The 22,574-nt window shown below is 72.9% G+C and carries 19 protein-coding genes; 8 read left to right on the forward strand and 11 right to left on the reverse strand.

Annotation, left to right across the window (positions count from 1 at the left end; translation table 11 throughout):
- Entirely contained in the window at positions 1–2,091 is a 2,091-nt protein-coding gene (locus ACFWW9_RS16170) for a 2Fe-2S iron-sulfur cluster-binding protein (RefSeq protein ID WP_390377400.1), read from the reverse strand.
- A 144-nt stretch (positions 2,092–2,235) separates the two neighbouring features.
- On the opposite strand from ACFWW9_RS16170, the gene ACFWW9_RS16175 reads away from it, so the two are divergent.
- The 4 genes from ACFWW9_RS16175 to ACFWW9_RS16190 all read left to right on the forward strand — a co-directional run bounded on the left by ACFWW9_RS16175 (position 2,236) and on the right by ACFWW9_RS16190 (position 5,786).
- Positions 2,236–2,808 carry a TetR/AcrR family transcriptional regulator gene (locus tag ACFWW9_RS16175; RefSeq protein WP_390377403.1) on the forward strand — a complete coding sequence of 191 codons (573 nt, stop codon included), beginning with the start codon at positions 2,236–2,238 and terminating at the stop codon, positions 2,806–2,808.
- Positions 2,809–2,881: 73 nt separating this feature from the next.
- Positions 2,882–3,301, forward strand: coding sequence for a hypothetical protein (locus ACFWW9_RS16180; RefSeq protein WP_390377405.1), 420 nt, complete (start codon positions 2,882–2,884; stop codon positions 3,299–3,301).
- The gene (locus ACFWW9_RS16185; protein WP_390377408.1) at positions 3,295–3,693 is read left to right on the forward strand and encodes a hypothetical protein; all 399 of its coding nucleotides are present in this window, start codon (positions 3,295–3,297) and stop codon (positions 3,691–3,693) included. The genes ACFWW9_RS16180 and ACFWW9_RS16185 overlap by 7 nt, the downstream gene beginning before the upstream one ends.
- Positions 3,694–4,181: 488 nt before the next feature.
- Positions 4,182–5,786 (forward strand): CocE/NonD family hydrolase, encoded by a 1,605-nt coding sequence (locus tag ACFWW9_RS16190; RefSeq protein WP_390377411.1) that lies wholly within the window; start codon positions 4,182–4,184, stop codon positions 5,784–5,786.
- Here the strand turns inward: ACFWW9_RS16190 and ACFWW9_RS16195 are convergent.
- From ACFWW9_RS16195 to ACFWW9_RS16225, 7 genes are all read right to left on the reverse strand, one after another.
- The gene (locus ACFWW9_RS16195) at positions 5,783–6,412 is read right to left on the reverse strand and encodes a dihydrofolate reductase family protein (protein ID WP_390377415.1); all 630 of its coding nucleotides are present in this window, start codon (positions 6,410–6,412) and stop codon (positions 5,783–5,785) included. The genes ACFWW9_RS16190 and ACFWW9_RS16195 overlap by 4 nt on opposite strands.
- Positions 6,409–6,876, reverse strand: a complete 468-nt coding sequence (locus ACFWW9_RS16200; protein ID WP_390377418.1) for an SRPBCC domain-containing protein — start codon at positions 6,874–6,876, stop codon at positions 6,409–6,411. Before ACFWW9_RS16200 ends, ACFWW9_RS16195 begins: the two co-directional genes overlap by 4 nt.
- A complete protein-coding gene (locus tag ACFWW9_RS16205) occupies positions 6,873–7,211 on the reverse strand; it encodes an ArsR/SmtB family transcription factor (protein WP_390377421.1) in 339 nt (112 codons plus the stop codon). Before ACFWW9_RS16205 ends, ACFWW9_RS16200 begins: the two co-directional genes overlap by 4 nt.
- Positions 7,212–7,291: 80 nt before the next feature.
- A complete protein-coding gene (locus ACFWW9_RS16210) occupies positions 7,292–7,666 on the reverse strand; it encodes a hypothetical protein (RefSeq protein ID WP_390377424.1) in 375 nt (124 codons plus the stop codon).
- Positions 7,639–8,412, reverse strand: a complete 774-nt coding sequence (locus ACFWW9_RS16215) for a hypothetical protein (protein WP_390377426.1) — start codon at positions 8,410–8,412, stop codon at positions 7,639–7,641. The genes ACFWW9_RS16210 and ACFWW9_RS16215 overlap by 28 nt, the downstream gene beginning before the upstream one ends.
- Entirely contained in the window at positions 8,409–9,548 is a 1,140-nt protein-coding gene (locus tag ACFWW9_RS16220) for a hypothetical protein (RefSeq protein WP_390377428.1), read from the reverse strand. Before ACFWW9_RS16220 ends, ACFWW9_RS16215 begins: the two co-directional genes overlap by 4 nt.
- A complete protein-coding gene (locus ACFWW9_RS16225; protein ID WP_390377429.1) occupies positions 9,545–11,797 on the reverse strand; it encodes a hypothetical protein in 2,253 nt (750 codons plus the stop codon). The genes ACFWW9_RS16220 and ACFWW9_RS16225 overlap by 4 nt, the downstream gene beginning before the upstream one ends.
- A 170-nt stretch (positions 11,798–11,967) precedes the next feature.
- Here ACFWW9_RS16225 and ACFWW9_RS16230 point away from each other — a divergent pair, with 170 nt between their 5' ends.
- The 3 genes from ACFWW9_RS16230 (at position 11,968) to ACFWW9_RS16240 (ending at position 17,138) form a co-directional block, all read left to right on the forward strand.
- Positions 11,968–15,168 (forward strand): hypothetical protein, encoded by a 3,201-nt coding sequence (locus ACFWW9_RS16230; protein WP_390377432.1) that lies wholly within the window; start codon positions 11,968–11,970, stop codon positions 15,166–15,168.
- 138 nt (positions 15,169–15,306) lie between these two features.
- A complete protein-coding gene (locus ACFWW9_RS16235; RefSeq protein ID WP_390377435.1) occupies positions 15,307–16,041 on the forward strand; it encodes a sugar phosphate isomerase/epimerase family protein in 735 nt (244 codons plus the stop codon).
- Complete coding sequence (locus ACFWW9_RS16240; RefSeq protein WP_390377438.1) at positions 16,038–17,138, forward strand: Gfo/Idh/MocA family protein; 1,101 nt, start codon at positions 16,038–16,040, stop codon at positions 17,136–17,138. The genes ACFWW9_RS16235 and ACFWW9_RS16240 overlap by 4 nt, the downstream gene beginning before the upstream one ends.
- A 1-nt stretch (position 17,139) precedes the next feature.
- On the opposite strand, the gene ACFWW9_RS16245 is transcribed toward ACFWW9_RS16240, so the two are convergent.
- A complete protein-coding gene (locus ACFWW9_RS16245) occupies positions 17,140–18,924 on the reverse strand; it encodes an ABC transporter ATP-binding protein (RefSeq protein WP_390377441.1) in 1,785 nt (594 codons plus the stop codon).
- On the reverse strand, positions 18,921–20,582 hold the full coding sequence (locus ACFWW9_RS16250) for an ABC transporter transmembrane domain-containing protein (protein ID WP_390377444.1): 1,662 nt from the start codon (positions 20,580–20,582) through the stop codon (positions 18,921–18,923). The genes ACFWW9_RS16245 and ACFWW9_RS16250 overlap by 4 nt, the downstream gene beginning before the upstream one ends.
- Before the next feature lie 139 nt (positions 20,583–20,721).
- Between ACFWW9_RS16250 and ACFWW9_RS16255 the strand changes: the two genes are divergently transcribed.
- Positions 20,722–21,300: a TetR/AcrR family transcriptional regulator gene (locus ACFWW9_RS16255; RefSeq protein ID WP_390377447.1), complete on the forward strand. Its 579-nt coding sequence runs from the start codon at positions 20,722–20,724 to the stop codon at positions 21,298–21,300.
- Here ACFWW9_RS16255 and ACFWW9_RS16260 read toward each other — a convergent pair.
- Complete coding sequence (locus ACFWW9_RS16260) at positions 21,293–22,573, reverse strand: transporter (protein WP_390377450.1); 1,281 nt, start codon at positions 22,571–22,573, stop codon at positions 21,293–21,295. The genes ACFWW9_RS16255 and ACFWW9_RS16260 overlap by 8 nt on opposite strands.
- Position 22,574 lies beyond the last annotated feature (1 nt).

The following is a 22,574-nucleotide window of genomic DNA, read 5'->3' on the forward strand; positions in this document are numbered from 1 at the left end:
CTACTCACGCCCGTCCGGGGAGGGCTCGGCGATGTCCAGGGCGACTTCGGAGAGCGGACGGCCCACGCAGGTCAGGACGTAGCCGTCGGCCCGCTGCTCCGGCGTCAGGCAGTTCGGGCCGGACATCGCGACCTCGCCACCCCGGAGCTTCACCAGGCAGTCGCCGCAGTTGCCGACCGTGCACGAGTACGGCATGGGCAGCCCGGCCGCGAGCCCGGCGTCGAGCAGCGTCTGCCCCGGTTCGACGACCACCGTGCCGACCTCGTGGTCCCCGTCCACGACGGCCATCTCCTGCGGCGCGGTCGTCGTGTCCGCGCTGTCGGCCCCGCTGGTGTAGCGCTCGTGGTGCACGCGGTCGTCCGGCACGCCCGCCTCGGCCAGCACGCCCCGGACGACGTCCACCAACGCCTCCGGCCCGCACAGGTAGTACCGGGCGTCGTCCGACGGCCGCACCCCGGCCAGCCAGCCGCGCACGCCCGCCGCGTCGAGGCGTCCGCGCTCCCGCGTCAGGACGTGCGTGACCGACAGCCGGTCCGACGCCAGCCCGCGGAGTTCGTCGGCGAAGATGACCTCTTCCCGCGTCCGGTCACTGCACAGCAGCGCCATCCGGCCCGCGGGCCGTGACCGGATCATGCTCATCATCGGCGTGACACCGCTGCCCGCGGCGATCATGACCACCTCGTGCGCCACCGCCGGGTCGACGTGGAACGCCCCGGACGGGCCGCGCACCGCCAGCCGGTCCCCCACGCGCAGGGTGCGGTGGACGTGGGTCGAGAACCGGCCGCCCTCGACGTACTTGACCGTGATCTCCAGCCGTGGCGACCCCGGCGCGGACGACGCGGAGTAGGCGCGGCGCACCGGTCGGCCGTCGATGTCGGCGACGAGCGTGAAGAACTGCCCCGGCCGGAAGTCGAAGGGCCGACCGTCGTCCTCCAGCACGAGGGTGACCGCGCTGGGCGTCTCGCGGCGCACCTCGGCGATCCGCACCTGCCGCAGCCCGGTGTCCACCACCGGCCCGACGGCCTGCCGCGCCTCGACCTCGACGTCGTCGTACCCCTCCTTCCTCAGCCCGGACCGGTAGGCGACGTTCATCGCCGCGCGCAGCGCCCGACCGATCCCCGGTGTCCGGGCGACGACCGCGAGCACCCGTGCGAGCAGGCCCTTCTCGGCGGCGGCCATGTTCGCGGCGAGGTGGTCGCCCGCCATCACCATCAGGTCCGGCGCGGTGCCCTTCGCCAGGTGCGAGGTCCAGACCCGCGACCGCGCCACGGCCTCGCTGGAGGTCACCTCGGCGTGCTCCACGTCGATCAGCAGCGCCGCGTGCGGGGCCGTCCCGCGCAGCGCCATCGTCGCGAGCAGCGCGGGGTCGTCGGTGATCGAACCCCGGCCGCGGACGTGCAGCACGCCGGTTCGACCGGGGACGAGGGCGGCGAACGAGAGCCGGTCGTCCTGGACGAGGTTGTGCAGGCTGTCCGCGCGCTTGTTGCCCTTGCGGTCCGGGATGGCGAGCGTCCGGCCGTCGAGGATCCGGGCGACCGTCCTGTCCCCGCGCGGACTGGTGTCACTGCCACCTTCTGTGTCCCAAGTGGACAGAGCCAGGAACGGGGCCGCGGCGAGGAAGGCGGCCACACCCGGTCCGCGCAGCGGTCCCTCACCGTCGACCTCCGGCGTCGGCCCGGCGGCGACGGGCGGCTGCCACAGGCGGGACCGGATGACGGCCTGCGCGCAGTGCACGTACGCCTCCCGAATGTCGACGAACGTCTCCGCGCCCTTCCTCTTGGCCACGGAACCGTTGACGCGCAACGTCTCCCCGACACCCGGCAGCAGGAAGACGAACGACACCGCCCCGTGCGCCTCGCCGTCGGGCAGGGTGAACGAGATCCGCGTGGGCGAGTGGACGCGCGCGAAACCGGGCGCGCCGCCGAGGAACGTCGTGCGGCTCACGCCGTCGGCGTCGCGGTAGCCGAAGCCCGCGAGCGGGCAGAGCGCGAGGACCGCCCGACAGCCGTCGTCGAGCGCGCCGATCTGCTTCAGCATGATCATCGACGGCGGCCTGCCCAGGACGGCCTCGACCTCCTCGACCGTCGTCATGCGACGAGGTTTGACGTTTGCGCTGTTCATAGCACTATTGTGAGCATTAGCTCAGGTCTTCGAAACTCGCTTTCGCCAGCCACGGGAAGGACCGCGATGCCCTCGTCGGACCGCCGCTTAGAGCCACGTCGGAAGCCCCGCCAGGTGCGCGCCGAACTCACCCGCGACCGCATCCTCACCGCGGCTGCTCACGTTTTCGCCGAGCACGGCTACGCCGCTGGCACCACGAACCGCATCGCCGAACGCGCCCGCGTCTCCATCGGCTCGCTGTACCAGTACTTCCCGAACAAGGACGCGATCCTGGCCGAGATCCTGGTCCAGCACATCGACCGCGGCACGTGGACCGGCGCGGCCGACCTCGACCTCGCACCGGGAACCCTGGAGGCGGCGGTCCGGGCCCTGATCCGCGACGCGATCGACAACCACCGCGACGACCCCCGGCTGCTGCGCGTGATGATCGAGGAGGCCCCGGTGTCGCAGGAGCTGATCGACACGATCGACCGCCACGGCAAACTCCGCACGGCCCAGGTCCGCGAGGTCATCGTCACCCACCCCGACATCCACGTGGCCAACCCCGACATCGCCGCGGACCTCATCCTGTTCACGGTGGAGATGAACACGCACAAGTTCATGGCGGACCCCGGAACGACCACGGTGGAGGCGTTCGAGGAGGAACTGGTCGCCATGGTGACCAGGTACCTGCGCGGAGATCGTTAGCGACCGAACGCCGCTACCGGCCGAGTCGTGCCTCCTGAAAAGATCAGGGGTTCACGACACAGGGGGAACCACCATGACGTACCCGATCACCGAGGAACCCGCCGAACCGGCTCCACCGGCACCGGCCAGGAGGAGGAGAACCGGTCTGATCGCCTTGGCGGTCGTGGCCACCGTCCTGGTGGGAGCCGCCGGGACGCTCGGATTCCTGTACTTCGACGCCAAGGCACGGGGCGCCGCGCTCACCGCCGAGGCGGCGGACCTCGACCAGCGGCAACTCGACGCCACCGGGATGCTGCTCGACGGCAACGGCCTGCTGTCGAAGGCGAGGACCGACGCGAGCACCGCGTCGAACGCCAGGCTGAAGGCCGAGGCGACGGGGAAGAAGATGGCCGACTGCCAGGACGCGGCCAGGGCCATGAAGCAGGCCGACCTGGGTGGCGGGCCACAGCAGGTCTTCGAAGCGGCGGTGCTCAAGGTGATGTCCGCGTGCTAGACGACGACGTGACCACGCAGGCGCGGCCCCGGAGGTCGGCCACACCCGTGGTCCTGCTGTCACTGCTGTCCGTGCTGCTGCTCGGCGCCGCGCTCCTCTTCGGCGTCCTCTACTCGAACCAGAGTTCCCGCAACGCCTCGCTCGCCGAGAAGGTCGCGGAGAAGCAGCGGGGCCTCGACGACACCCGCACGAAGATCGACGCCAACGCGAAGAACCTGACCAAGACGCAGGCCGACATCAAGAGCGACGTGGACGCGCGGCAGAAGGTCGAGGCGGACAGCGCTCCCCTCGCCGCCTGCTACGAGGCCGGGCGGAAGATCCTCCAGAACGTGCTCGAGCAGAACCTGGAGGAGTACCGGAAGAACCAGGAAGCCCTCTACGCGGCCTGCTGACCCTGTGTGAGGGGGCGGAAACCCGCCCCCTCACACCGGTCGTGGTCGCGCACCCTGGTGTCGATCCAGGAAGTCCGAGGGTATGGGCCCCGGACGGCCGCCGGGCCGTGCGCGCTGGAGCACCGATGGGAGGAGTCGAACCCGCCAGGCCGCGGTGTTGGAGACCGCGCCGCTTCCGAAGCTCATCGGCAGGAGGGCCGGGCGGTTCGACGAACGCCGGCCAGTCCGGTTTCCCGGAGGGAACCCCTAGCCGTCCAGCCCGTTCGAACGGACGGCCATCGCGAAACCACGCCAACTCCGCATCATCCCGGCCTCCCCGCTCGACTCGACTGGTGGAACTATCGCGCACTCGGCTGCTGGCGGCCACCGCATTTCCCCGCCCGGCTCGACGCCCCGATCGCGTGAACCGGGGACTTCCGGCCCGGCGCGTGGGCGGGACGCGCGGGTAGCCTCGGGTTATCCGACGTTAACTGCAAAGGTGGACGCCCGTGCTGGATCGCCTCGTCGACAAGGTTCTCGGTCTGCCCGTGGCTGAGGTGCCCAAGCCCGTCGTGACGAGGGACGTGGTGATCCCCATGCCGGACGGGGTGCGGTTGTTGGCCGATCGGTACCGGCCGCCGGGCACCCAGCCGTTGCCGGTGGTGCTGGTGCGGACGCCGTACGGGCGGCGCGGGCCGTTGGGGGCGTTGTTCGGCGGCACGTTCGCGCGGCGCGGGTTCCAGGTGGTGGTGCAGAGCGTGCGCGGCACCTTCGGGTCCGGCGGGGAGTTCCGGGCGTTCCGGCAGGAGAAGGAGGACGGGCTGGCGACCGCGGCCTGGCTGCGGGAGCAGCCGTGGTGCGACGGGCGGCTGGCGATGGCGGGCGGGAGCTACCTCGGGCACACGCAGTGGGCGGTCGCGCCGTACCTGGACCCGCCGCTGGAGGCCATGTGCCTCGGCATCACCGCGTCGGAGTTCACCTCGGCCTTCTACCCCGGCGGGGTGCTGGCGCTGGACAACATGCTGTCGTGGTCGGCCACGATCGGCAGGCAGGAGGAGCGGTTCGCCGCCCTCCCCAACCCGCTCCAGACCAAGCGCACCCGCACCGCCATGGCGCACCTGCCGCTGCGCGGCGCGGACGTCGCCGCCATCGGCAAGACCGTGCCTTTCCTCCAGGACGTGACCTCGCACGCCGAGTCGCCGCAGGACTGGGCGGAGACCGACCACAGCGGGCGGCTGGCCGAGCTGACCACGCCGACGAGCATGGTCACCGGCTGGTACGACCTGTTCCTCGCCCGGCAGCTGCGCGACTTCAAGGAGCTCCAGTCCGCCGGTGTCCGCTCCCGGCTGACCGTGGGGCCGTGGAAGCACGGCGAGCCCGCCAGCATGGGACCGATGATCAGCGACCAGGCGTCCTGGCTGGCCGCGCACCTGCTGGACGACCGCGCCCAGTTGCACCGGCCGCCCGTGCGGATCTTCCTCCAGGGCGCGAACCGCTGGCTCGACTTCGAGCAGTGGCCGCCCGCCGAGTCGAAGCCGCGTGACCTGCGCTTCCAGTCCGTCGGGGGCCTGTCCGACGATGAGCCGGCCGAGTCCGCGCCGGACCGGTTCACCTACGACCCGAACGACCCGACGCCGACGGTCGGCGGCCCGATGCTCAGCGGCGAGGCGAAGCAGCACGACAACCGCTCCGTCGAGGCGCGCGCCGACGTGCTCGTCTACACCGGTCCGCCGCTGGCCCACGACCTGGACGTCATCGGCGAGGTGTCGGCGACCGTCCACGTCCGCACGTCCACGCCGCACGCCGACGTGTTCGTGCGGCTGTGCGACGTGGACGCGAAGGGCGTCTCGCTCAACGTCACCGACGGCGTCCTGCGGGTCCCGGCGCACGACGGCATCACCACCGTCGAGGTCGAGCTGGACCCGACGGCCTACCGGTTCCGCCGCGGCCACCGGGTGCGGGTCCAGGTGTCCGGCGGCGCGTTCCCGCGGTTCGCCCGCAACCACGGCACCGGCGACCCGACGGCCGACGCGGTGACCGCGGTCCCGTGCCGCTTCGAGGTCTTCCACGACCCCGAGCACCCGTCGAGGATCACGCTGTCGGTGTTCGGCTAGCCGACGAAGGCCGCGACGCCCTCGTACTCCGCGACGGGGGCGTCGCCCGCGCCGGAGTACTCGAGCAGCAGCAGGCCGTTCGCCGTGACCTCCTGGTGGTCGAGGCGGAGGCCGACGGGGCCGGTCGGGTGGTCGAACAGCCGCCTGCCGGACCCGAGCACGACCGGGGCGACGACGAGCCGGACGGTGTCGACGAGACCCGCCGCCAGCAGGGCGTTGCCGAGCCGCGCGCTGCCGTGGACCTGGAGTTCCCGTCCCGGCCGCGCCTTGAGCCCGGCGACGGTCCGGAGCGGGTCGCCGCGCAGCACGGTCGTCGGGGCCCACCCGCCTTCGGCGAGGGTGCCGGTCACCACGTACTTGGGCAGCGCGTTCATCCGCTCGGTGAACGGGTCGTCCGGGTCGGTGATCCGCGGCCAGTCGCGGGCGAACGCCTCGTAGGTCCGCCGCCCGAACAGCAGCCCGTCGGCGAGGTCCAGCCACTCGGAGGTGCGCCGGACGAACAGCTCGTCCAGGTACGGCACCAGCCAGCCGCCACGGGTGAAGCCGTCGCTCGTGTCCTCGGTCGGCGAGCCGGGGCCCTGGCTGACCCCGTCGAGGGAGACGAACGCCGTCAGCACGAGCTTCACGGGTTCTCCGCCACCGCGGCGAGCTGCTTGGTGACCGAGCCCCAGCCGTCGAAGAAGCCCAGTTCCTCGTGGCGGGTGCGGGACGCCGGGTCGCCGTGGCGGACGACGACCCGGTAGTCCGTGCCGTCCGCGTGGTCGGCCAGCACGACCTCGGCGGTCAGGTGCACCGGCGCGGGAGGCACGGGACGCCAGGAGCTGTCGACCGTGTTGGTGAACACGATCCGCTCCAGGTCCTCGACGACGAGGAACGTCACGTCCATGTGCGGCACGAAGTCCACACCGTCGTCGCTCATCCGCGTCACGAGCGCGCCGCCCGGCCGCACGTCCAGGCGGTCGACGCGGCAGACGGTCGGCGCGGGCAACCACCACCGGGCGAAGCGGTCCGGGTCGGTCCACGCGGCCCACACGGTGGCGCGCGGGGCGCGGATGACCCGGTGCACGACGAGGTCGAGGTCGGGGTTCACGGTCGGTTCTCCTCCGGTTCGGTGACGAGGCGTTCGAGGCGGTCGGTGCGCTCTTCCCAGATCCGCCGCTCCTCCGCGAGCCAGCCGTCGACGACGGCGAGGCGGTCGCGGTTGAGCACGCAGGTCCGCACGCGGCCGTGCTTGACCGTGCGGATCAGGCCGCTGGCCTCCAGCGTGCGGACGTGCTTCATGAAGGACGGCAGCGTCATCGGGAACTCGCGGGCGAGGTCGCCCACGGTGGTCGGGCTGCGCCCGAGGCGTCGGATGACGCCGCGCCGGGTCGGGTCGGCGAGGGCGGCGAACACACCGTCCAGCTCCGCCAAATACTGTGCCATGTGGCTAAGTATCAACCGCCGGAACACTTAGCGCAAGGGCTAAGTGTTCCGGCTCTGGATCGTCCCCGTGGTGCGCCTGGTCAGCGGCGCCCCTCCTCCCGCGGCAGGGCCGCCAGCAGCTCGCGGACCGCGCGGGCGACCGGTTCGCCCGTGGCCCGGCAGAAGGCGGTGACGTCCGCGCTCACCAGCCGCAGTCGCCAGTCCGGTTCGGTCCACTCCCCCGCCGGGCCCAGCAGCTCGACCACGGTCCGGGCCAGGCGGTGCACCTCGGAGGTCTCCGGAGCGGTGACAGCGAGCCGGAGGGCCAGCCGGAGCGCGTCGAACAGCGCGGGCAGCCGGAGTTCGACCTCGGCGCTCCGGGCGTCTGCCCGGCCGACCAGCCCGGCCGACCAGCCCCGACGAGGGGCGGTGGACCGTCCCTCCGCCGTCAGGTCGACCCGAACCGGCCCAGCCACTGCACGACGAGCCAGACCAGCGCCAGAACGATCGCCGCCGCCAACGCCACCAGGAGCTTGGGCGACGTCGGGGTGCGTTCCGGCGCCTCGGCTTTTCCCAGCGGCACCACCTCCCGCAGGGCGGTCCGGTGCAGGAGCAGCGCGGTGTCCGCGGCCAACTCCTCCGCGACCGTCCGGGACCGCTCCAGGCTGGCGAAGGCGTGCGTGGCGACCAGGACCCCCGGCCGCCCGTCGAGCACCTCGTCGAGCCGCGCCATGAACGGCCCCGCGCCCTCGGCCACCGGCCCGACCCACGAGTCGTCCCGCGCCCCGGCCGGAGCCACGGGATCGTGCCGCCACTCGAGGAGTTCCGCGAGCAGCGACGCCCCGACGTCCCCGTCCTCCGCGCCCAGCAGCTCGTCCACGACCTCCTCGGTGACCACCCGGTCCACGACCGCGCCGAGTTCGGCCCGCGACTCCTCGGCCAGGCACGCGGAGACCAGCCTGCGGGCCAACTCCGGTTCCCCCTCCAGACCGTCGATGGCCAGCGTCACGCGGATGTCGCGGGTCTTGCTGTCGCGCCGGTTCGCCGGGATGCCGCTCAGCAGCGCGCGCACGGCGTCGCCGTCGCGCACCACCAGCACCTCGGACTCGTTGAGGTTCAGCCGGGCCGTCGGCCCCGCCCACCACTCCTCGACGGCCGCGCCGAGGTAGCCGTAGTCCCGAGTCCGACCTCGGGTGATGACGGTGATCGCCACGGTGTTCACCACTCCTCCACGCGGGGGTCGTTCGGCTTGCCCGCCAACCGGGCGACGGCGTCCTGCAACTGCGCGCGGCGCCTGGCAACGCCCTCGATCCCCAACCGGGCCTCGTCGAGCTTCCGGTCGACCGCACGGCCCTCGCCGCTGAGGTGGTAGACGAGGGTGCCGAGGATCCCCTTGTGCTCGTTCTTCCGCTGCTGCAACAGGTCCGCGCGCTCGTGCAGCGGCACGGCCCGCTCCCGTTCGGCGGCGTCCTGGGCGTGGACGATCATCCGGCACAGCTCCTGCATGATCGTCGCCGCCGCCTTCACCCGCACCTCCGGCGGGTTGCCCCGGAACCGGTAGAAGGCGTCCAGCTCCAACTCCCCCTTCGCGTCCGGCCGCCAGAAGGCCTCCGCCAGCTCGACGCAGCCGTACGTGTCGATCGGCGCGTAGAGGACCCGGATCGGCGAGTTGGTCGCCTGCTTGCGGACCTCGGTGATCACCTTGTCGTACAACGACCTCACCTCGCGGCGGAGCTGGCCGCCGTCGAACCCGTTGTCGCCGCCGTTGTCGTCGAAGTACTTCTCGCACTTGAGCGGGGCGAGCACGAGGACGGCGGGCTCGTCCGGCCGCTCGTTGCGCACGCGGGCCCACTCGCGGGCCGTCCGCTCCACGTCCACCAAGCCCAGCCGCTCGGTGCGGGCGGCCCGGTACGCGGGCGTGCGGGCCTCCATCAGGACGGCGGCGTCGATCGGCACCAGCAGCATCACGCTCTCCTGGATGTGCGCGACGCACCGGGGCCAGCCGTCCGCCGCGCCCATCGCGCCCTTGCGCACGGCGGGGTCCATCCAGCCGCCGGGGAAGTCCAGCAGGCTGAACGGGATGTCCAGCGACTCCGCGTCGAGGACCCGCAACGAGACGTCGTACACCGACATGACCTGGGTGTTGGTCAGCGCGCCGGGGTGGAACTCCTTGGCGGCCAACGCCTTCCTGAGCTGCTTCAGGTGGTCGTTGACCCGGAACTCGGTCTCCTCGTCGGTCGCCACCTTCATCGGCAGGCCGTCGAGGATGCTCTCCGTCTCGGTGAGCACCGCGGTGAGCAGCGTCGTCTTGCCCACGCCCGTCGGGCCGACCATCGCGGCCTTGAACGCCCCGGTCACGCCGCCTCCCGCCGCGCGTCGGCCAGCTCGTGGTGCAGTTCGGCCAGCACGCTGCGGACCCGCTGCACCTGCGCCGTGACCCGCGCGGGCCCGGTGTCGGCCTCCGGCCACATCTGGTCGCGGAACGCGTCGGCGACCCTGGCCAGTTCCGCCCTGGACTGGGCCCCGCGCACCACCACGTCCTCGAACTGCTCGGCGAACGCCAGCAGCACCCGCGCGGCGATGCCGGGGATGCCGCCGAGCACGCTGCCCGCGTCGTGCACGCCCTGCCGCGCGAGCTGGCTGAGCCGGTCGAACAGCAGCGCCGCGCCCGCCTCGTCGTGGGACACGCCGGTCAGCGACGCCATCCGCACGCCCCGGTCGCCCGGCGGCTCGGGGTAGAGCAGCATCAACGTCTCCCGCAGCCGCGGCAGCACGAGCGTGCGGAAGTCCAGGCGCACGTCCAGCACGAACTCGAACACCTCCACCAGGTTCGGGCACGGTTCCGGCGCGTCCCGCAGCCGGTCGAGCAGCGTCAGCAGCGCCCGCCGCGGATCGGCCGTCGGGTCGTCGCCCAGCAGCGCCCCGAACCGCGGTCCGAGCGCCCGCACGAGCCCGGCCCAGAACGCGTCGCGCCGGGCGAGCAGCACGTCGTCGACCGCGCCGAACCGGCGGGCGATCTCGACCCGCGCCGCGTTCAGCACCAGCGACGCGTGGGGCCGCGAGGCCCGCTCCGTGCGGAACCGGTCCACCGCCTCGCGCTGCCACCGCTCGACGCCCTGGCCGAAGCCGTCGACCACCCACGCCCGGATCTGCGTCTGCACCTCCTCGGTGCGCTGGTGGAAGTCCTGGTCCGCCGTGCCGTCGGAGGCCTGCGCGTACAGCTCGGACACCCACGACTGCAACGACAGCGCCAGTTCCGCGCGCAACGCCTCGGCCCGCGCGAACAGCTCCTCGTACGGCGTCGGCGTGAGCACCGAGCGCAGCGCGGTCAACGCGGCGGACACGCTGCCGCGCAAGGCCTCCAGGTTGGCCGCGCAGGTCGCCATCGCCCCGTCGACCACCGCGCTGTCCATGCGCGGCAACGCTTCCGCCAGGTGAGCGAGCACGTCGCCGAGCACCCGTTCGCGCACCTGCCCGCGGTCGGCGACGTCGGCTTCGAGCACCCGGTAGTGGCCGTTGGGGATCTTGTTGTTCACCCGTTCGGTGAGGTCGGCGTGGAGGGCCTCGACGTTGGACGGCAGGCACTCGCCGGTGTTGACCAGGATCGCGGCGAAGTCGCGCATGGCCGCGGCGGACCGCGCCCGGTTGATCAGCTCCAGTCCGGCGGCGTCGCTCGACGTCCAGAGCGAGTTGGTGTCGGTCGGCCACTTCACCACGAGAACGAAGTCGACGTCGTTGTGCAGGCCTGCGAGGTGCCGTTCCTCGGCCTTCGGCGTCAGCTCGCCCAGGCCGGGCAGGTCGATCAGGCCGAGCGCGACCACGTCGTCGTCGAGGAAGTCGCAGTGGATCACGGCCTCTCGCACGGCGAGGTACCGCCGGTCCTGGCGCGGGTCGTCGTCGGCCGGGTAGGCGACCCAATCGCGCAGCTTCTCCAGGTCGACCGTCTCGACCCCGCCGGTCAGGTGCTGCCGGTAGGTCGCCGTGGCCGCGTGCATCTCCCGCAGCCGCGCCAGCAGCGGCCCGAGGCGGGGGTCGCGCTCCAGGTCACCCGTGGGCGTGCCGGCGGGCAGGGCGTCGGACTGGGCGGCGAACTCCGCGAACGTGGCCGGAGCCGGGAGCGGCTGGAACTCCTCGTAGTAGGGGCGCAGCACCTCCTCGTGGAACGAGTGCTCGGTGTGCATCGTGAGCCGCGCGGCCCGCGTGTCCGCCGAGTGGAAGATCCGGCTGCGCACCGCCGTCACCGGCCGCCCGCGCCCGGACGGGATCTGCTGGTCGCTCAACCCCGACAACGACTGGAGCAGCGTGCTCTTCCCGTTGCGCGCCTGCCCGCTGACGCCGATGTTCACCGTGCTCCGGCTCACCCGCGACCGCACGACCTGCAAGGCCGCCAACGACGCCGCGGCCCGCACCGCCATGTCGGACACGTCGACGCCCGCCAACTGCGGCACCGCGTCCCCGTCCTCGACCTTCGCCTCGGCGACCGCCGCGCCCAACCGCGCGATCGTCTCCCCCAACCGCCGCCACCGCGCGATCTCCACGTCCACGACGGGCAACCGCAACCGCCTGCGCTCCAGCACCGCCTCGATCCGACCGCTGATCTCGGACAAACCCCAACCTCCTGTCGTGCGGACAGCCATCAGATCCGAAGACCGGCCCACCGGGTTAGCCCTCGACGGGGGCGGGGAGCAAACCGTCCTGCAACTGTCCGTCTTCTGACCAGTCGGAGCGTCTTCGGCTTGGCGTACAACGGGTTTCGACGCTTCGGAGAGGTGGCCCGGTGAACCAGTTCGGCGTGGCGGCGGTGGGTTCGACGCTCTTCCAGGCGGGTGGCGACATCGTCGTGCGGACGAGCGACCACTCGGTGTCGTCCTGGTCGCCGCCCGCCCGGCGCTCCGACCTGGCAGCGCTGGTCGACCAGCCGTCCGCGCTCCTGAACGCCGCGCACCAGGTGGTCGAGTTCACCGGCCGGGAGGCGGAACGGGCCGAGCTGACCGCGTGGCGCGACTCCCCGCACGGCCTCTCGGTGCTGTGGCTGCACGGGCCGGGCGGCCAGGGCAAGACCAGGTTGGCGTTCCGGTTCGCCGCCGACACCCTCACCGGCGGGTGGCACGTCCTGACCGCCGCGCCCACCGGCACGGACCACGCCCTGTCCGGCGCGGCGGGCGTCCTGCTGGTGGTGGACTACGCCGACCGCTGGCGGCTGAGCGCGCTGGGGTCCGTGGTCGAGGAGATCGCGCTGAGCGCCTCCGGCCCCGTGCGCGTGCTGCTGGTGGCCAGGTCGACGGGGCTGTGGAGCGGGGTGCGCGGCGACCTGCGCGCCCGCCCCGCCCTCGACGTCCACGCCACGGCCCTGGAACTCCCCCCGCTGGCCGAGGCCCCCGACGACCGCGAACGCGCGTTCGACCACGCGAAGACCAGCTTCGCCCCGCTCTTCGGCGTGGACGACCCGTCCGCCATCCGGCCGCCCGGACCGCTCGACAGCGGATCGGTCCTGTCGCTGCACATGGCGGCGCTGGTGGCGGTCGACGCGCACGCCCGCGACGTCACCCCGTCGACGGACCTGTCCGGCTACCTCCTCGACCGCGAGGAAAGCCTGTGGCACAAGCTGCACGAGACGTCGTCGAGCTTCACCACGCCACGGTTGATGCGCCGGGCCACGTTCGTGGCGTGCCTGACCGGCGCGGTGCCGTACGACGTGGCGAGGACCGCCCTCGCCAAGTTCACCCCGGACCCGGACCAGGTGGTGGACGACCACGCGGTCTGCTACCCGACCGCGACCCCCGAGCAGAACCTCCAGCCGTTGCTGCCGGACCGCTTGGCCGAGGACTACCTGGCCCGCCTGCTCCCCGGAGGCGACGACGAGGCGCGCTGGGCCGTCCCGACCCTGCGCAGGCTGCTGAAACGCCGCAAATCCGCCCCACGGCACACCGCTCACGCGCTGACGTACCTCGCGGCGGCGTCCGACCGCCACCCGCACGTCGCGAAGCACCTGGAAGACCTCCTGCGGAGGGATCCCCAACTGGCGATCGACGCGGGCAGCCCGACCATGGTGGCGCTCGTCCACCTGGACACCGAGGTCTTGACGTCGATCGCGGTCCTGCTGCCGGACTCCCGCAACTCGGGTGTGGAGATCGGCGCCCACGCGATCGCCGACACCCTGGCGCGATCCCTCACGGACGTCGACCCCCTGGCCCTAGCGCGCGCACGGGCCGACGTCGGCGACCGCGCGATGGTGGCGGGACTGGTGCCGCAGGCGATCCAGGCGTACTCGGAGGCGATCCCGGTGTTCCGGATGTCCGCCACCGAACCCGCCGACCGCGCCGCCCTGGTGTTCGCCCTGCTCGGTCTGACCACCATGCGCGTGCTGGAGGGAACCGCGGACGACACCCACCTCATCGTGGAGGCGCAAGCGATCGTGGCCGATCTCGTCCGCCTGGATCGGAAGGAGTACGGCCCGCTCGCCGGCATGCCCTTGCTGATCATGGCGAGCCTCGCGATGCTGTCCGGCGACCGCGGCCGAGCGGCCGCGCTCTACCGCGAGGTGGACGCCATCTCCGACGACCACGGCGATCCGGGGCACCTGATGATGCTCGCGGACGGCCTGCGCGGCCTGGGTTTCCAGCTGTACCTGGAGAACAGGCCGTCCGAGGCCCTGCCGCCGCTCGAACGGTCCGTTGCCCTGTACCGGGACCTCACCGACTACGTCGGCAGCGAACAGGCGGCGGCCATCGGAATGCTGTCGAGCTGCTACCTGGAACTCGGACGGACGGCCGAGGCGGACGCCCTCACCGACGAGGCGCTCGACCTCGCCCGGACGGCCGCGCGGATCAACCCGACCGGAAGCAGGGAACTTCTCGCGTTCACCCTGACCAACCGCGCTATCGACCTGGCGAACACCGGTCGTTCCACCGAGGCGACGGCCTTGGCCGAGGAGTGCCTGGACTTCGTCCGAAACCAGGTGTCCGAGTCCCAGCCCACCATCCCTGTGCTCACGAACTCGCTCGCGTGCCTCGCCCGAGTCCTCAGCCAAGCGAGGCAGTGGGACCGGGTGTGGCCTCTCCTCGACGAGGCCTCGACCTCGTTGGGGCAGTTCCGGGGAGCGGTGCTGCGGGGGTTCGGCGAGGACGTCGTCGATCTCTTGGCCGGTCTGGCGAGGTGGCTCGACGAGGCCGAACGGATCCCCGAATCGGTGGTGGTGGCGCTCCGGAACGTGGAGGTGTCCAGGCACCTCCTCAAGAACGGCGCGGCGGACGAGTCCCGGTTGGCCGACGCGCTGGACGCGTGCGCCGGGGTCCTGGTCAAGGTCGACAACGTCGCCGACGCCCTGCCGCTCGCGACAGAATCCGTGGCCATTCGCGGCGACCTGCCCACGGGAAACCCCGGCGCGGACCGAGCGACGGCCTTGGCGCTGCGGCTCCTGGCGATCTGCCACATCCGGTTCGGGAACTCCGAATCGGCACTCCAGCCGCTGGAACAGGCGTTGGCGCTCCTCCGGCCGCTGGGTGACCTTCCCGGCCTCGCACTGGTCATCCGGGCGCTGTGGAACGCCTACCTGCTCTACGGCCGCGCCGACCAGGCAGCCGGTCGAGCCGAGGAGTGGCTGGCGCTCATCCCACCCGAGAACGACCTGGGGAACCACCTGATGCTGCTCACCTACCAGGCCCGCACGCTGGCGGAGCTGGGCGAGCACGACAAGGGGATCGCGCTCGCCGACAAGGCCTTGGCCCTCGCCGAGGCGAGCGGATCGGATCTGCCGGGGTTGGTCTCCACCGCTCTGCGCTCGGCGGCGTACGCGAGGGTCTCGGCGGGTCGGGATCTCGCCGCGGCGCTGGACCTGAGTTCGAGGAGCGTCGTCATGGCCGAGGACCTCGCGGCCGCGCGCCCCCGGTTCGAAGGCTACCTCGCGAGTGTTCGTGAGGAGCACGCCTCCGCTGTGGCCGTCGTGGCGGCGAAGGACCGTCCAGACCGGACTCGATGACCGGTTCGACCGGTTTTCCTTGTCGCAGCAGTGGAAAACCGGTTTCTGGTGGACCCCCTAGCCACAATATCTACCACGTGGTAGATATTGTGGGAGCGCTTCCACAACTGTCTCCACCGGCGAAGTCAGGAGTTGGAAATGACGGATCCGTCCGTGCAGCTTTACTCGGTCCGCGACGCGTTCGCGGCCGATCCGATCGACACCCTGCGGCGGGTCGCCGCCATCGGGTTCACCCAGGTCGAGCCGTACGGCGTGCTGGAGAACGCCGAGGTCCTGCGGACCGCTTTGGCGGAGAACGGGCTCAGTGCGCCCACGGCCCACGCGCGGCTCGTGGGGGTGGAGCAGCGGCCGGTGTTCGAGGTGGCCGCGGAGGTCGGGATCGGGGTCGTGATCGATCCCTACATCGGCGCCGAGAAGTGGCAGGCGGCCGACGACATCGCGGCCACGGCCAAGGCGTTGAACGATGCCGCGGCCGTGGCGGCGGAGCACGGCGTGCGGGTCGGCTACCACAACCACTGGTGGGAGCTGGAGTCGCGGATCGACGGGCGCAGCGCGTTCGAGGTGCTGGCGGACCAACTGGACCCGCGGGTGGTGCTGGAGGTCGACACGTACTGGGCCACGGCCGGCGGTGAGGACGCCGCGGCGCTGCTGAAGCGACTCGGGGACCGGGTGGTCGCGATCCACGTCAAGGACGGCGGGCTGGCCACCGACGGGACCGGGCAGGTTCCCGCTGGTCAGGGGCAGGTTCCGGTGGCTGACGTGCTGGCGGCGGCGCCGAACGCGCTGCGCGTGGTGGAGTTCGACTACTTCGACGGGGACGTGTTCGCCGGGATCGCGACGAGCCTCGCCTACCTCGCGGGGGCCGAACGGTGAGCGGGCCCGTCGGTGTGGGGGTCATCGGCGCCGGGGTCATCAGCGACGCCTACCTGACCAACCTGACGTCGTTCCCGGACGTGCGGGTGCTGGCCGTGGCCGACCTGGACGTGGAGCGGGCGGCGGCGCAGGCGGTGCGGCACGGCGTCGCGCGGTCGGGCGGGGTCGACGCGGTGCTCGACGACCCGGAGATCGAGATCGTGGTCAACCTGACGATCCCGGCGGCGCACGTCGAGGTCGGGCTGGCCGCGCTGGACGCGGGCAAGCACGTGTGGACCGAGAAACCGCTGGCGCTGGACCGGGAAGCGGCCCGCAAGCTGCTGGACCGGGCCCAGGAGAAGGGGTTGCGGGTGGCGAGCGCGCCGGACACCGTGCTCGGCGCGGGGCTCCAGACGGCGCGGCGGGCGATCGAGGCGGGCCGGATCGGCGAGCCGCGCACGGCGTTGGCGATCTTCCAGACGCCGGGGCCGGAACGGTGGCACCCGGCGCCGGAGTTCCTGTTCCAGCAGGGCGGCGGGCCGCTGCTGGACATGGGCCCGTACTACCTGACCGTGCTGGTGCAGGTGTTCGGGGCGATCCGCCGGGTCACGGCCACCGCGAACCGGGCGCGCGACACCAGGGTCATCGGCTCCGGTCCACGCGCGGGCACGGAGTTCCCGGTCACCGTGCCGACGTCGGTCACGGCGCTGGTCGAGTTCGACCGCGGCGGGTCGGCCCAGCTGGTGCTGAGCTTCGACTCGGCCTTGCAGCGCACCGGTTTCGTGGAGGTCACCGGCACGCGCGGCACGGCCGTGCTGCCGGACCCGAACCGGTTCGACGGGTCGACCACGCTGCACCTGCCGAACCGGTCGGAGCCGGAAACCCTGACCGCGCAAGGACATGACGCCGAACGCGGCACCGGCGTGCTGGAGCTGGCCCGCGCGATCCGCTCCGGCGCCGCGGAACGGGCGTCCGGCGCGCTGGCGCACCACGTGCTCGACGCCATGCTGGCGATCGACGAGTCGGCCGCCAAGGGCCGGACCGTCGACGTCGCCAGCACGGTGGAGGCGCCGCCCGCGCTCCCGGAGAACTGGGACCCGCGGGCGACCACCCTCTGACTCACCGCCTCGACCACGCCCGCCACAGCTCGGCGTACCGGCCACCCAGCGCGACGAGCTCGTCGTGCGTGCCGAGCTCCACGACGAGACCGTCCGCCACGACCGCGATCCGGTCGCACGCCCGCGCCTGGGTGAGCCGGTGCGCGACCACGATCGCGGTCCGACCGGACACCACCGCCGCCGCGGCCTCCTCGAGGTCGCGCGCGCCGGAGCTGCCCGCCTCGGCGGTGGCCTCGTCCAGCACGACCACGGGCGGGTCGCGCAGCAGCAGCCTGGCCAGCGCGAGCTGCTGAACGCGGGCCGCCGTCAGGGTGTGCGGTCCGACGACGGTGTCCAGGCCGTCGGGCAGCGCGGCGACCCACGCGCCCGCCCCGACGGCGGCCACCGCGGCGCGGACTTGCTCGTCGGTGCTGCCGGGCGCGGCGAACACCACGTCCTCGCGCAGCGTCCCGGCGAACACGTGCGTCTCCTGCGACACCATGCCGATCCAGTCGCGGACCTGGCTCGGGTCGAGGTCGCCGACGTCGACGCTCCCCCGCTCGTCCCGCAGCTCCGTCCGGCCGGCCGACGGCGGGAACACCCCGGCGAGCACGCCCGCGAGCGTCGTCTTGCCCGCGCCGCTGGCCCCGACCACGGCGAGCGAGGTCCCGGCGGGCACCTCGACGTCGATGCCGCGCACGACCTCGTGCCCCTCCTCGTAGGAGTGCCGGATCCCCTTCGCCACCACCGCGACCGCGCCGACGTGCGGCCGGTCGGGCCTGCTCGGGGGCGGCGGGACGAGTGTCACGCCGACGATCCGCGCCAGCGCCGCACCCGCCCGCTGCACGTCGTCGAACGACAGCAGCACGGTCCCGAGCGGCTCGAACAGCCGGTGGAACAGCAGGGCCGCCGCGGTCACCTCGCCGACCGTCACCGCTCCGCCGTCGACCAGCCAGTACCCGGTCAGCAGGATCGCCGACAGGCCCAGCGCCTCGGCGGCGTTCATCGACTTCATGAAGAAGATGAACAGCCGCAACGCCCGCACGGCCGCGGTCAGCGTCCGCTCGGAGGCGTCCGCCACCCGCCGCGACTGCGTCCCGGCCATGTCGTAGGCGTGCACGGTGGTCAGGCCGTGCAACGATTCCAGCATCACCTGGCCGCGTTCGGCGGCCGCCCGGCGCTCGGCGGCGTAGAGCGGACCGGCCTTGGGCAGGTAGGCGCGCAGGCTCAGCCAGTACACCGGGAACACGACGGTGAACGCGAGCGCCAACCGCCAGTCCACCGACGCGAAGCCCGCCGCCGACACCACGATCGTCGTCCCGGCGCTGAACACCGTGGCGGCCAGCGGGACCGCCGCGACGAAGTTCTCCACGTCCTCCGTGACGCGGGACGCGATGTCGCCGCTGCCGACCCGCTCCAGGACGCGGGACTCGATGCCCAACGCCCGGACCAGCACCTCCTCGCGCAGGTCGGCCGCGACCCGCGCGCCCAGCCGTTCCGTGGCGCGCTGCGCCAGCGCGGTGAACACGGCTCCGAACACCACGCCCGCGGCGGTGAGCGCGAGCAGCGGCACGAGGTCGGCCCGCGCCCCCGCGCGCACGGCGTCGACAAGCTCGCCGAGGAACAGCGGCACGGCCACGACGCCGAGGCCCGCGACCACGGTCAGCGCCAGCGTCGCCACGCACTCGGCGGGATGGCTCTTCAGCGCCCGCCACAGCCCCGCGAGGCTCTGGCGGCTGGTCGCGATCGGCAGCACGGCCGGTTCCCGATCGGTCCGAAGTGGACGGTCGGTCAGGGTGGCGCTCACCGCAGCACCGCCTCGGCGTAGGCCCGCACGGTGGCGAGTTCGGCGTGGGTGGACACGACCGGCGGTCCTCCGTCGAGGAAGACGACCCGGTCGCAGCGGGACAGCAGCGGCGGCGAGGTGGTGATCACGACCGTGCCCGCCGAGCCGTCGCGGCGCAGGGCGTGCAGGCCCGCGGCGACCGCGTCCTCGGTCACGGCGTCGACCGCCGTGAGCGGGTCGCGCAGCACGAGCACCGGCGGTTCCGCGGCCAGCGCGCGGGCGAGCGCGACGCGCTGCCGCTGTCCGCCGGACAGGTTCGCGCCGCCTTCCAGCAGCACGGACCGCTGCCGTGCCAGGGATTCCACGACCTCGGCGGCCCCGGCGGCGGTCACCGCGCGGTCCACCGCGTCCGAGCCCGCGGCCCGACCGGTGTCCAGCGCCGCGTCGAGCGTGCCGCCGAGCAAATAGGCGGCGTGCGGCTCGACCAGCACGTGCCGCCGCGCGTCCACATCCGCCGCGTCGACGTCGCCGAACGACAACGTTCCCGACGACGGGCGCACCCGCCGGGCGAGCAGGTCCGCCACGGCGTCGGCGGCGGCCGGGTCGGTGGTGGCGATGCCGAGCACCTCGCCCGGCGCGAGGGTGAAGTCGAGGCCGGTGATCGGCCCGACCGCCACGTCCCGCACGCGCAACGGTCCGAGCGTCTCCGCCGCCACCTCGGTAAAGATGCGCGGGGACGCGGTGAGCAGGGCTGCGACGCGGGCGGCACCGGCGCGGGAGCCGGCGATCTGCTCCACGCTGGCCGAGATCCGCCGCACCGGCTCGGCGACGAACGACGCCATCACGACCACGGTCACGAACTCGCCGACCGAGACGCGGCCGGACAGCGCCATCGCGCCCGCGGCGGCCGCCGTGCCGACCAGCACCGCGCCGGTCGCCAGCAGGCCGGTGACCGCCACGACGGCCGACGCCGACGCCGTGTCCAGGACGGTGTCGAGCGACCGCCTGCTCGTGAGGCGGTAGCGCCGGACCGCCTCGGGCACGCCGCCGAAGCTGCGCAGCGGGCGCAGGGCGTGGACGAGTTCGGCGGCCAGCGCGGCGGCGAGGCCACCGGCCTGCTGGCGGGCGCGGACCTTCCGCTCGACCCACGGGCCCAGCCGGTCGATGCCCAGCACCAGCAAGGGCAGTACCACGACGATGCCCAGGCCCAGCCACAGGTCCACGCGCAGCAGCACGACGACCGCGACCGCCAGCCCGACGACGCCGGAGGCGAGGTAGGCGAGGACGCGGACGATGTCGGCGGTGGCCTTGGTGTCGGACGTGAGGATGCTCATCAGCTCGCCGGGCCGCCGGTCGCGGCCCACGAGCGGGTCGGCCAGCACCTGGCCCATGGCGCGGACCCGCAGGTCGTGGGCCTCGCGCAGGCTGGTGGCGCTCAGCACCCACGAGGCGACGCCGCCGCCGGTCGCGAGGACCGTGAACAGGGCGAGCACGGCGCCGACGGCGACGAGGATCGCGATCGGCGGAGCGCCGTCGATCGCGTGGTCGACGGCGAGGCCGATGGCCAGCGGCACCAGCGCCTCGCAGGTCTGGTGGACGATCGAGGCCGAGCAACCGGCCAGGGCCGGGCGGGCGCGCCGCCGCAGCACGTCGAGGATCAGCTCGTTCTCCGAGCGCATGGGAAGGCCTTCCGGGGAGCGCGTGCCGCGAGGTGGAGGGCGCTCGACTCGAGACACCAGCGGCACTAGTTACGAGTCAGCGTGACTCGTAACTGACGCTAACACATGCGGGACACCGTGTCTCGGTACAGTTCCGGCCGTGACCGCCGACGAGACCACCAGGATGGGCCGCCCCCGCAGCGAGCGGTCCCGGCGCGCGGTGCTGCACGCGGTGGACGACCTGCTCGTGGACGTCGGCTACGCCGCCCTCACGATGAAGGGCATCGCCGAACGGGCGGGCGTCGGCCGCCAGACCCTCTACCGGTGGTGGACGACGAAGGCCGAGATCCTCCTCGAGGCCATCGTCGACGACGTCGAGGAGGAGCTGACCACGCCCGCCCTCCCCGACGCCGCCGACGACCTGGCCGCCTACCTGCGGGAACTGCGCGACTTCCTGCTCACCTCACCGGCCGGGCACGCCTACCGCGCCCTGGTCGGCGAGGCCCAGCACGACCCGGCGGTCCGCGACCTCGTGCACACCGCCGACCTGCTGGGCACGAGCGCACGGGCCGTGCTGGACCGGGTCCGGCCGGTCGCGCCCGCCATGCCGTCCGCGGACCTCGGCACCGCGCAGTTCGTCGGCCCGGTGGTCTACCAGGCGCTCACCACCGGCACCGGGTTCCCGGACGACCAGTTGCGCGAGCACGTGCGGACCTTGCTGGACCGCTGGTCTACGTGAGGTGCAGGGCGGCGGTCAGCACCAGGCCGCCGATCGCGATGAGCCACGTGTACGGCAGGGTCGAGGCCATCACCTTCTCCGGCCGCACCCCCGCGTACTGCGCGCTCCACACGGTCTGGGTGCTCGTCGGGTCGGAGACGCCGAGCACCTGCCCGTAGGACGCCATCAGGCCGAGCACCGCCGTGGCCGGGTAGATCCCGCCGGACACCAGCACGCCCGCCACACCCGCCCCGAGGCCGTAGACGTTGAACGGCCCCCGGTACAGGCACAGCGGCACCAGCGCGGCGAACACCAGCACGAACAGCAGCGTCCCGGACGGGCTCAACGCGGACACGATCGGCGTCAGCGCGCTCACCGCGCCCGGCAGCCGCACGGCCGAGAGCAGCATCCCGATCGCCACGAACAGCACGATCGGCGGCGCGGCCACGTCGAACGCCCGGTAGAGCGACCGCAGCGCCCGTTCGCCGAGCTTGCCGGGCCTGGTCGTGGTCAGCAGCGCGTAGACGACGCCCGCGAGCAGCGACGGCACGATCGGCACGTGGAAGCCCAGCGCCAGCACGATCGGCACCGCCGGGGCGACCAGCGCGTACCAAGGGGCGTCCCCGCGACGCACTCTGGTGGACGGCGCGGAGTCCAGCTTGACCGCCCACGCGTGCCGCGCGCCGCGGCGGCGGGTCTCGACCAGGATGTAGAGCAGGCTGCCGACCAGAACGATCGGGAACAGCGTGAGCTGGAACGACCGGACCTGGTCGAGCGGGATCTTGATCGCGTCGGACAGGAACTGCCAGCCGATCAGGTCCAGCGGGAGGCCGGTGGCGATGCCCATCAGCACCGTGCCGCCCGCCACCACCGGCCGGACGCCCACGGCGATCATCGCCGGGATGCCGACGACACCCGCGAGCATCGCGGCGGGCGCGGACCCGGTGATGCTGCCGCACAGCACCGCCACGAAGTACACGCCGAGCGCGACCACGGCGGGCCGCTCGCCGCCGAACTCCACGATCTTGCGCACCAGCGTGGAGGCGATACCGGTGTCCTCCATGAGCGTGCCCAGCCACGAGCCGAGCAGCACCGCGATCATCGTCGCGGCCAGCAGGGTCGAACCGGTTTGCAGGACGGTCGTGCCGACGCTGTTCTTGTCCCCCAGCACGGACGCGCCCGCCAGCAGGGCGATGACGACCGCCATGAGCCCCAGCGCGAACGCCGTGGGCAGGACGCGGGTGAGCATCAGGACGACACCGACGGCCATCACGGCCAGGATCGCGTATCCCACG

It is taken from the genome of Umezawaea sp. NPDC059074, assembly GCF_042738955.1.
Taxonomy (GTDB): Bacteria; Actinomycetota; Actinomycetes; order Mycobacteriales; family Pseudonocardiaceae; genus Umezawaea.